Consider the following 9,134-nt stretch of genomic DNA (forward strand, 5'->3'; position numbering starts at 1 on the left):
ACTTAATTCTGCTCATTTGGCTTAACGAAAACGTTGGATTTCATCCTTCGTTTTCTCGCCATGACAGAATTAAAGCGAGCTTTATTCTGCTCATTTGGCTTAACGAAAACGTTCTTTTACTTCAATCAATTCCCTCAGTTGCGAAACTTGAATAAAGATTATTCTAAAGATTTTATTTAAGATTTCGAGCATCTCCGATGCGATCCCCAATAAATCCCTTCCCAGAAGCGAGGTACTCGAGCGCATTTTGGTCAATGATTTTCTTTAAAGATTATAGTTTCTTGGTTATTGAATTATTTCTTGCGAAGCAACATTTCAATAAAGATTTCCTCCAAAGATTTCTTGCGCTCGCGCAACCCAAAAACATCCGTCTAAATCCGTCTAAATTCCGATGATCGATGATCCCACCCAAACCCTCCCATGATCCGCATCACAGCTGGGTCATAGCCCCGCCGGCAGCACCAGTGATCACCAGTTCTATCAGTCTCAGCACATACAGCGCTACGCGCTTCCAATTAATTCTCATACTCGTAGTTTTTAAATATAAAAATAGGATTAGTTGCATAAATCTCTCTTGTGGTTATCTGTTACCCCTCCAATCCGCCACCAGGGTTCTGTTCAGACGAATCCCCACCAGTCACCGTCTCGAAGTAGGCTGTGAGCGTCTGATTGCTATTCACCGTGATGGTACGTGACGCAGAGGTGTCGTTATCACTCCATCTCTTAAAGGTGTAGTTCTCCGATGGGGTAGCAGTGATGGTCACTTCCGTGCCAGCCTCATACTTACCGCCGCCGGACACACTGCCACCGCCCATCGGGTTCGCCACCAGTGTCAGCGTCTTCTTCGTGTCTGTTGGGGTAGTAGGCGACACCACCTCATCAGTCTTTTCCTTGTTAGACTTCTCGTCGGGCGAGAGGAAGATGTCGGTCGAACCGCCATAGCTGTTCACCGCCTCTTCGTACGCCTCATCATTCTGGTATGCCTCCAATAGCTTGTTCTCCACGATGAGGTACTGAGCCGATATCTCCGTTTTGTTTTTTCTTTTCTGGGAGTGAATCCATACCATACCGTGGTTGCCGAAGTCATGATTTTGCTGTGCTGCGAGACAGCCCTCCTGGATAGAGAAGCCACGAACGTCTGCAAGGGACAGTAGCTTCGTTTCGCTACGTCTCACGAGTACCACGCTACTGGCATCCACATTTACCATCGGCACGTGTGTCACGTCGTTCACCTCTTGTGTGAGGAGGAAGTAGGTGATCTGGTCCCCGTAATCATACCCCCTGTTGTTCTGCACTACGGCATTCGAGAACTCCGCCACGGTGGTCTCTGCTGTGATGACCAGGTCGCCGAGATCGATGTCTGTCACCGCCTGGTTACCCTTACCGGTCACCGATATCGACTTCACCTTACCGTGTGTGATCTCATAGGGTGCAACAATGCAGATGCCTGCATTCACGTCTGGCTTGGTGAGATACACAGGAGAGTGTGAGAGGTTCGACGACACGAATTTATGGTAGTCGCTACGTCTGTTGCGTGTACCGCCGAAGGCGAGCTTCATATAGGGTTGCAACACCTGATATTCTCTGATGATGTTCGCCCATTTCATGCGCTGTTTCAGCTGTTGACCCGTCTTCGCGTCTTTCTTCTGGGTGATCTTCTCTGATACCACCGTCTGTCCACCGTTTCGTTTGAAGGTGAGATTACCTGCTGAACCACAAAGTTTTGAAATAATACCGTTTAAAATTGCCATAATGTTTGTTGTTTTAATGTTGGATTTCATCCTTCGTTTTCTCGCCATGGCAGAATTAAAGCGAGCTTTATTCTGCTCATTTGGCTTAACGAAAACGTTGATTTTGTGCCAATATTGGCGGAATGAATAAAAAAGCTTCCTCGCCACCAGCAAGAAGCTACATCGCTCCTTCCTCGTCGCATTTTCGCTCCTTTCTCGTCGTTTTCTCGTCGCTCTTTCGTTCGTTTTTCGCTTGTTCCTCGTTCGGTCCTCGATAGGTCTTCGATAGACTAACGAATAAGCAACGAGAGACGAACGAGAGACGAACGAGGACCTAACGAGAAGTGAACGAGAACCGAACGATAACTGGTAGGGTGTTCATCGGAGAATGATGCGTTTTAGTGCATCTTCCTTCCCTCTTCCCTGTTGTTGGATTTCTGATTTTTGTCATAATCTTTGGTTTTAAACTGTTTTAGATTCTCGTGGTGTCTTCCCCTCATCATTCAGGGCCCATCACCTGTTGTCGTTTGCAAAGGTACAAAGTCTGAAAAGGTGACTGTCCAACAATGTCCAACAATGTCCAACATTGTCTAACATTGTCTAACATAGTCCAACATTCTCCGTTATTCGTCTAAATCAACGCAGAATACCTTACATAGATATTTTACTGCGCCAGGAGTAAGAAGTTGTCCTTTACGCTTCACACCCAACTTTTCCAGATCATCACGATAAGGCTCAATCCATCTTCCAAATGTTTTAAGACTGACGCCTAACTTGTTGGCGAATTCATACTTGTACAAAGTCTTGTTTTTGCTCATGTTTTTAGTTGTTTTTGGTTTTTAATTATTGTTATTGAAAAAAATAAATTTGTCTGGTAAAAATACTAACAATTTTCCATCTTTAACCCTAACGCTAACCTTAACACTAACTCCTGAAATGTCTCACACGGTTTACGCGGATCACACAGATTCTTTTAAGATTATTTTCAAGATTTTCGTTAGGATGTCGAGCCGTAAGGCGATCCATAATAAATCCCTCCTGCAAAGCAACGTACTGTTGCGCATTTTCAGTTAGGATTCTTCTAAAGATTTTGATACACAAGCAAAAACGGGCTGAAAGCTCAATGGTTTCCCTAGCCCAGGGCAACACCCTGAGGAAGAGCGCATTTTCTGTTAAGATTTTCTTAAAGATTTTGTTTCCGTATAAATTCCGTCTAATATCCGATGATAATAATCCACGGAACACACGGAATACACAGAAAAAGATTCTAGTTAAAGATTTTCTTTAAGATTATAGTTAAGATGTCGAGCCTGTAAGGCGATCCATAATAAATCCCTCCTGCAAAGCAACGTACTGTTGCGCATTTTCTGTTAAGATTTTCTTAAAGATTTTTGATATCAGCCTATCTAGGTAAATACTTTTGTCCTTACAGGACGTAGGTGTATATGTTACATCAAGTCCGCAGGGTGTTACCCTGGGCTAAGGAAGCCATTGGGCCTTCAGCCCGTTGTTGCTTGTATATCAAATCTTGCGAAGAATCCAAAAAAACATCCGTTTAAATTCCGATGATTGCTTAGAGTGTGCTCCGTGGATAAAAACTCCGTATAAATTCCGTCTAAATTCCGATGATCCGATGATTCATTTCTTGCGTCAGCAACATCTCAACAAAGATTTCCCCAAAGATTTCTTGCGAAGCAACTTCCAAAATAATTCCGTGGATAATTTCCGACGATCCGTGCCCTCCGTGTGCTCCGTGGATAAATTCCGATGATCCGATGATTGTGCTCCGTGGATAAACAAAATCACTGATTTCTGTGTGATATTAAAAAATAATTCGTAACTTTGTACGCCACATGGGTAGCACCCCACTAAACCTCAAACAATAGAATAAAAAAAATGACGCAGGATTGCTCTACAACACCTTCTGTTGCCAACGAAAACGACAAGCGTTTTCCGAAAGGCATACGTATCAAAAGTGCTGATGCTACATCAGAACCAGTAAAACAACAAGTATCTAATGCCGAAGAAAGGGTAGGGGATGACCAACAACCCTGGGGCTACCTCTTCGTACATAACAGACAGGTAGAGGCGTTCAAAAAAGAGATGGACGCCTACAACCTCGCCCATCCTGAAGCCCCTCACGCCTGTTTCATCCATTACTCCTATAAATATAAACAGAAGAGTAATGGCAAGGGAGTCATCAAGAAACACCTCCCCACCGTCAGTGGCCTCGTCTTCCTACAGGGTGACACCCAGTCGCTACAAACCTTCTTACGCACCCATTACCCCTCTTACCATCTGATCAAAGACTGCAGCACAGGGCTCCCCGCCAGCATCTCCCACCAGAAGATGCAACCTTTCATGCAAGTCCTCTCCAGTCACCCCGAACACATCACCTTCTTACGTGACCCCTTCCTGAAATTCGCCAAAGACCGCGTCAAACTCCGCGTCCTCACTGGCATCTTCAAAGGTTTCGAGGGCTACATCGTCCGCGTTGACCGCGACCGCCAACTCGTCATCGAGGTCGGCGGCTATGCCGTCGCCCTCCGCGACGTCCACAACGAAGACTTCACCCCCGCCGAATAAATGAAATGTCACACAGAATTCACCTCAGGTAAATCACAGAAAAATTTTTTAGTTGCTGCGCAAGAAATCTTTGGAGGAAATCTTAATAAAGATATTGCTTACGCAAGAAATAAAGAAAGGAGATAGAATGAAAAAGAAACGTGATTTTTGGCCCTAGGCCATTCTTAACAAAGATTTCCACATAAGATTTCTAGCCTTCAGGCTACAAAAGAATCAGTTGGAGTATTGGGAATTGCCTTAGGCAAGAAATCTTTGGAGGAAATCTTAATAAAGATATTGCTTACGCAAGAAATAAAGAAAGGAGATAGAATGAAAAAGATAAATGATTTCTGGCCCTAGGCCATTCTTAACAAAGATTTCCACATAAGATTTCTAGCCTTCAGGCTACAAAAGAATCAGTTGAAGTGTTGGGAGTTGCTTACGCAAGAAATAAAGAAAGGAGATAGAATGAAAAAGAAACGTGATTTCTGGCCCTAGGCCATTCTTAACAAAGATTTCCACATAAGATTTCTAGCCATGGGCAACACAAAAAGGAGCCGCCTCAGTAGATCTGACGATTTCCGGGCTTAACCCAAGCTTTAAATAATACAACATATTTATGAATTTAAACAGAATACGAACATGAATTTGATAGAAGAATATAACAAACAGCTTGCACGACAAAAGCATATTGTAGGTGTAGCTATGAAAGTTTTTAATAAGTATCATGGTGGCTTGTTGGAATCAGCTTATGAATGTGCTTTAAAGTACTTGTTAGTGCAAGATGGATATAAAGTAGAAGTACAAAAAGAGCTGCCTATGTATTGGGACGATGTTAGGTTGGATAAAACTTATCGAATGGACCTTGTCGTAGATGATGATATTATTATCGAACTTAAAGCTCTCAAATATATCAAAGACGAACAAAGAAAACAACTGAAGAATTATATGGTTCTTACACATACCCGTTGGGGCATGCTAATTAATTTTTCAATGGATCGTGTTTATAGCGAATGGTATCGCTTAGATGCTAATGGAAGTATCGAACAAGTTCGGTTGTTCTAATGTTTTGGCTATTCTTTCTGTTAATAAAAAATTGAGTATTTTGGTTGCCTTCGGCAAGATGTTTTGGAGTAGCGAAGACAGAGTGAGAGCTCGCTTTCACTATGCTGAGTCACGACAAAACAAACCATAGGTAAATCTTTAGAGGAATTCTGAATAAAGATATTGCGTGAGCGCAAGAAATAAAGAAAGGAGATAAAATGAATAATGATACACAATTTCTGGCCTCCGGCCATTCTTTAAAGAAGATTTCCTCCAAGATTTCTAGCCTTCAGGCTACTAAGAAAATCAAACAGCACTGTTATTTATCCATTTCTGGCCCCCGGCCATTCTTTAAAAAAGATTTCCACATAAGATTTCTAGCCTTCAGGCTACAAAAGAATCAGTTGGAGTATTGGGAATTGCCTTTGGCAAGAAATCTTTGGAGGAAATCTTAATAAAGATATTGCTTACGCAAGAAATAAAGAAAGGAGATAGAATGAAAAAAGATAAATGATTTCTGGCCTCTGGCCAAAGATTTTTCTCAAAGATTTCCACATAAGATTTCTAGCCTTCAGGCTACTCAGAATAAACCCTTTATTGGCGCACCTAAATTTTTTCATAACATTTTGATGTTTTATACAGAAAAATGCGTACCTTTGTACGCTACAAGGGTGGGGATGACCTGAGGGTCACCAGAAAACCCTTGATAGCGACACACGCACGAGGGGAAAATGCTAGATTCAAACAAACCTGTTATCACTGTCATAACCCCTTGCTACGAATCGTAAAACACAAAACGAAGGACTTATATGATGCCAGTCAATAGCAATATGGCACCATCACCGCAGCCGGTGATCGCCAACGACTCCATCAAATAGAAAGAGGAAATGACGCAGGATTGCTCTATCACTCTTCTTCTATCGCCGATGAAAACCACCGTTTTCCAAAGGGCAACCACGTCACTGGGACTGATACTCCATCGGCTCCTGGAATAGAAGAACTATCCTGTTAAATCCACGGACCACACAGAGAACACCGAGTGTTTAGAGGTTATAGGTTAAAGGTTATAGTTTAAAGGTTAGCGGTTAGCGTTAAGGTTAACGTTAAGGTTATAGTTTAGAGTTAAAGATTCTATTAAAGATTCTTCTAAAGATTTTCATTAAGATGTCGAGCCTGTAAGGCGATCCCCATTAAATCCCTCCTGCAGAGCAACGTACTGTTGCGTATTTTAGTCAAAGATTATAGTTAAAGATTATGTTGTAGCTGCCTATCTGAGTGATAGATTATTTCTTGCGAAGCAACATCTTAACAAAGATTTCCTCCAAAGATTTCTTGCGAAGCAACCCCCAAAAAACCATCCGTATAAATTCCGTTTAAAATCCGATGATCCGTGTAACATGTGAGATAATATAATAACGATTATGATTCAAAAAATATTTAATTGGTATTTTACCAGTAAAGCACTACCATATTGGGGCGTATTATGCTTAGACTGCGCCATTGTGATGTTCTCCGGCTACCTCGCCGAATACTTTGAACTCGGAGGTTCAGGGTTTGCTGCCAGTTTCTGGGCCATTACCCACTCCCTGTTGCTATGCGTATTGCTCTTTGTGGTAGCCTTTCGCGTGTTTAGCACCTATAGTGGGGTAGTGCGCTACTCCTCCTTCGTTGACCTGCAACGAATCGCAGCAGCAACATCACTCGGATCCCTGCTGACCTACCTGATGTCGTTGGCAGTGAATCATGTATGGTCCATTGATGAAGTCCTGATGCCATCCCTTTCAGGTGTTATCCTGATGTTCACCTCATCAACCTGTTTGATGTTTATGGTCAGAGTAGCTGTGAAGAGCATGTTTGATGCGAGAAGAAAAGACGAACAAGCCCTGAAGACCGTGATCTACGGAATCAAACATGGCGCTATAGGTATGGCGAAAATGATCAAGAGCCAATCCCCTCAACGCTATGTCCTTGATAGCTTCATTAGTCCTGACGGACAGATGGTAGGTCACATGCTCATGGGTGTGAAGGTCCGTGAGGTAGAAGATACGTTAGCATCCCAGTTGAAAGCCGATGGCATTGATGCCATCTTGGTATCCCCGGTTCAAGCAGATACATTCCGTGAAGATGACCATCTCATCAACGAACTCATCGCTAATGGCATCAAGATCATGATGATGCCCCATGCTTTAGAGTGGGACGGGAAAAGCGAATTGCCGCAAGACCAGCTCCATGAAGTAGATATCGAAGACCTCCTGCCACGCGATAAGATAGAGGTGGATATGAATGCCATAGGCGCTCTTCTCACTGGTAAAAGGATTATGATAACAGGTGCTGCCGGCAGTATCGGTTCAGAGATGGTACGCCAGGTTGCAGTCTATCATCCCTCAGAACTGATCCTTATCGACCAGGCAGAAACCCCTATGCATGATATCCGTCTGCTGATGCAACGCCAGTTCCCTGCTATCAAGTCAGAGACCATCGTAGCCAGCATCTGCAATGCCACTTTCATGGAAGCCATCTTTGCAGCGCATCAGCCAGAGTATGTCTTCCATGCAGCAGCCTATAAACACGTGCCGATGATGGAAGACAACCCTGCTATGGCCGTGCAAAACAATATCTATGGCACCCGTGTCATTGCAGACCTGGCAGTCAAGTATGGCACCAAGAAATTTGTGATGATATCCACCGACAAGGCAGTCAATCCCACCAATGTGATGGGCTGCAGCAAGCGCATCTGCGAGATCTACTGTCAATCACTCAATAAAGCCATTGCCGAAGGCAAGGTAAAGGGCATCACCCAGTTTGTCACCACCCGCTTTGGTAATGTGCTGGGTAGCAACGGTTCTGTCATCCCCTTGTTCAAGCAACAGATTAGAAATGGCGGTCCTCTCACTGTCACCCATCCCGACATCATCCGTTTCTTCATGCTCATCCCCGAAGCCTGTAAGTTAGTCCTTGAGGCAGGCACCATGGGTAACGGCGGTGAGATCTTCGTCTTTGACATGGGCAAACCCGTCAAGATTGTTGACCTCGCCAAGCGCATGATAGCCCTTTCCGGTGCTAAGAACATCGAAATAAAATTCACTGGCTTGCGTGAAGGCGAGAAACTCTACGAAGAAGTCCTTTCCGACCAGGAAGAAAACATCCCCACCAAGCATCCCAAGATCATGCGCGCCAAAGTCCGCGAGTATGAATACGCCACAGCCTGTGAAAACGAAAAGGCCCTCCTTGACCTCTCCTACACCTACAATGACATGGATATAGTAAAGAAGATGAAGGACATCGTCCCAGAATACAAAAGCCAAGTCTCCAAATACGAAATCCTAGACAAGAAATAGTTCATAGTTTATAGTTTATAGGTTAAAGTTTAGTGATTAGTGTTTAGAGTTTAGTGGTTAGCGTTAAGGTTAGAGTTTAAAGATTAGAGTAGAATTGATTAATTTCTGGCCTCCGGCCATTCTTTAAGAAGATTTCCTCAAAGATTTACCTGTGGTTTGTTTTGTCGTGACTCAGCATAGTGAAAGCGCGCTCTCACTCTGTCTTCGCTACTCCAAAACATCTTGCGAAGCAACTCCCAAAAACATCCACGGACCACACGGAGAACACGGAAAAGAGATGTTAGTTAAAGATTCTCTTAAAGATTTTCATTGAGATTTCGAGCCGCAAGGCGATCCATAATAAATCCCTCCAGCAGAGCAACGTACTGTTGCGCATTTTCAGTTAGGATTCTTCTAAAGATTTTGATACACAAGCAAAAACGGGCTGAAAGCCCAATGGTTTCCCTAGCCCAGGGCA

Annotated in this window: 5 protein-coding genes; 3 read left to right on the plus strand and 2 right to left on the minus strand. The window is 43.5% G+C overall.

Annotated features, from left to right (window positions below; all coding sequences use genetic code 11):
- Positions 1 to 587: 587 nt before the first annotated feature.
- Positions 588 to 1,751 (minus strand): InlB B-repeat-containing protein, encoded by a 1,164-nt coding sequence (locus CIK90_RS00655; RefSeq protein WP_144007181.1) that lies wholly within the window; start codon positions 1,749 to 1,751, stop codon positions 588 to 590.
- Between the two features lie 602 nt (positions 1,752 to 2,353).
- On the minus strand, positions 2,354 to 2,548 hold the full coding sequence (locus CIK90_RS00660; protein ID WP_094464065.1) for a hypothetical protein: 195 nt from the start codon (positions 2,546 to 2,548) through the stop codon (positions 2,354 to 2,356).
- A gap of 1,078 nt (positions 2,549 to 3,626) precedes the next feature.
- Here CIK90_RS00660 and CIK90_RS00670 point away from each other — a divergent pair.
- The 3 genes from CIK90_RS00670 (at position 3,627) to CIK90_RS00685 (ending at position 8,677) form a co-directional block, all read left to right on the plus strand.
- Complete coding sequence (locus CIK90_RS00670; RefSeq protein WP_094464067.1) at positions 3,627 to 4,316, plus strand: hypothetical protein; 690 nt, start codon at positions 3,627 to 3,629, stop codon at positions 4,314 to 4,316.
- A gap of 621 nt (positions 4,317 to 4,937) precedes the next feature.
- Positions 4,938 to 5,360 (plus strand): GxxExxY protein, encoded by a 423-nt coding sequence (locus tag CIK90_RS00675; RefSeq protein ID WP_094389884.1) that lies wholly within the window; start codon positions 4,938 to 4,940, stop codon positions 5,358 to 5,360.
- A 1,400-nt stretch (positions 5,361 to 6,760) separates the two neighbouring features.
- Positions 6,761 to 8,677, plus strand: coding sequence for a nucleoside-diphosphate sugar epimerase/dehydratase (locus tag CIK90_RS00685; RefSeq protein ID WP_094464069.1), 1,917 nt, complete (start codon positions 6,761 to 6,763; stop codon positions 8,675 to 8,677).
- The last annotated feature ends 457 nt before the right edge of the window (positions 8,678 to 9,134 follow it).

The sequence above is a fragment of the Prevotella sp. P5-126 genome (assembly GCF_002251185.1).
Lineage (GTDB): Bacteria > Bacteroidota > Bacteroidia > Bacteroidales > Bacteroidaceae > Prevotella.

What these genes read in the sequence shown, in the direction of transcription:
- CIK90_RS00670 (WP_094464067.1), top strand. Translation starts at nt 3,627, where the DNA reads ATGACGCAGGATTGCTCTACAACACCTTCTGTTGCCAACGAAAACGAC.
- CIK90_RS00685 (WP_094464069.1), top strand. Translation starts at nt 6,761, where the DNA reads ATGATTCAAAAAATATTTAATTGGTATTTTACCAGTAAAGCACTACCA.
- CIK90_RS00655 (WP_144007181.1), bottom strand. Translation starts at nt 1,751, where the DNA reads ATGGCAATTTTAAACGGTATTATTTCAAAACTTTGTGGTTCAGCAGGT.
- CIK90_RS00675 (WP_094389884.1), top strand. Translation starts at nt 4,938, where the DNA reads ATGAATTTGATAGAAGAATATAACAAACAGCTTGCACGACAAAAGCAT.
- CIK90_RS00660 (WP_094464065.1), bottom strand. Translation starts at nt 2,548, where the DNA reads ATGAGCAAAAACAAGACTTTGTACAAGTATGAATTCGCCAACAAGTTA.